Consider the following 1,809-nt stretch of genomic DNA (forward strand, 5'->3'; position numbering starts at 1 on the left):
CTAAAATAAAAAACAGCCTGTCTTTTTTCTAAGGTAAAGACGGCTGTAATGCTTATGCTTTTGCTCAAATTTGAGCGGAAGTGATATTTAGTTTAAGAAGGATTAATGTTATAACTTTGCCTTTGGTTTTACATATAGACTTACAGACTTTTTTGTCTAAAAGTATTTATTTAAATAAAAATCAAAAATAGAGGCATACACAACTATCATTATCTTTATTAACATTGTAAAATTACTTCACAAACACAGAATTATCATGTTATTTTTGAAGAAAATGTGCTATAATGGAAAAAACATATATAAAGAGGTGACCAAGATGACCGTTAGCTATAAAAAGCTTTGGAAATTGTTGATAGACCGCGATATGAAGAAGAAAGATTTGCAAGCTGCTGCGGGAATAAGTCCATCGTCAATTTCAAAGCTTTCTAAAAACGAATATGTCAGTATGGACGTTCTTGTAAAGGTTTGTACGGCGCTTGGCGTTGATTTTAAAGATATCATGGAATTAGTGCCTAATATGGTTGAAGAAAGGAAGTAGAGTTATGGAAAACAACAGAAAAGAACAGGAACGGGCGGAATTACACCGCACGATATGGAATATGGCAAATGATTTAAGAGGCAGTGTAGATGGATGGGACTTTAAGCAATATGTTCTAGGTATGCTGTTTTACCGCTACATATCTGAAAATATTACTGCCTATATTAACGCCGGAGAATGGGAAGCTGGCAATACGGAATTTGATTATGCCAAGCTATCCGACGAAGAAGCAGAACAGGCACGAGAGGATTTAGTTAAGACAAAAGGCTTCTTTATCTTACCCAGCGAGCTTTTTGAAAATGTCCGAGCTCGTGCAAAGGACGATGAAAACTTAAATGAAACACTGGAACAGATTTTCAGTAATATAGAAGCATCTGCCCAAGGAACAGAGAGTGAAGATAATTTCAAAGGCCTGTTTGACGATATTGATGTTAACAGCAATAAGCTAGGTAACACTGTAGTAAAGCGTAATGAAAAGCTGGTTAAGCTAATGAATTCTGTTGGAGAAATGAAGCTGGGAGATTACAAAGACAATACAATAGATGCATTCGGTGATGCCTATGAATTCTTAATGGGTATGTATGCATCCAATGCAGGAAAAAGTGGTGGTGAATACTATACGCCACAGGAGGTTTCTGAACTCCTTACCCACTTAACATTAGTAGGAAAAACTGAAGTCAACAAGGTATATGACCCCGCTTGTGGTTCTGGTTCTCTACTGCTAAAGTTTGCAAAAATCTTAGGAAAAGAAAATGTACGTCAAGGTTTCTTCGGTCAAGAAATCAACATCACAACCTACAACCTGTGCAGAATTAATATGTTCCTGCACGATATTGATTATGACAAATTTGATATTGCCCTTGGTGACACGCTAACAGATCCGCAACATTGGGATGATGAGCCTTTTGAAGCCATTGTATCAAATCCTCCATACTCTATTAAATGGAAGGGCGATAATGATCCTATTTTGATTAACGATCCCCGTTTTTCTCCAGCGGGAGTATTGGCTCCTAAATCCAAGGCAGACCTTGCTTTTATTATGCATAGTCTCTCATGGCTTGCAACAAACGGAACAGCGGCTATCGTTTGTTTCCCCGGTGTAATGTACCGCGGAGGCGCTGAAAAGAAAATCAGACAATACCTAATTGACAATAACTATATCGACTGTATCATTCAGTTACCAGATAACTTGTTCTATGGTACTAGCATTGCTACCTGCATTATGGTGCTGAAGAAGTCTAAATCAGAAAATAGCACCTTATTTATCGATG

2 protein-coding genes are annotated in these 1,809 nt (G+C 37.4%); both read left to right on the plus strand.

Going from position 1 to position 1,809, the window contains the following annotated elements; genetic code table 11:
• Positions 1-316 precede the first annotated feature (316 nt).
• Positions 317-538 carry a helix-turn-helix domain-containing protein gene (locus EGD97_RS12205; protein WP_024822623.1) on the plus strand — a complete coding sequence of 74 codons (222 nt, stop codon included), beginning with the start codon at positions 317-319 and terminating at the stop codon, positions 536-538.
• Positions 539-542: 4 nt separating this feature from the next.
• Positions 543-1,809 (plus strand): type I restriction-modification system subunit M (locus EGD97_RS12210; protein WP_127837557.1); only part of this gene is annotated, 1,267 nt, incomplete at its 3' end.

Origin of the sequence: Clostridium prolinivorans (assembly GCF_004011155.1) — a bacterium.
Classification (GTDB): domain Bacteria; phylum Bacillota; class Clostridia; order Clostridiales; family Clostridiaceae; genus Clostridium_AT; species Clostridium_AT prolinivorans.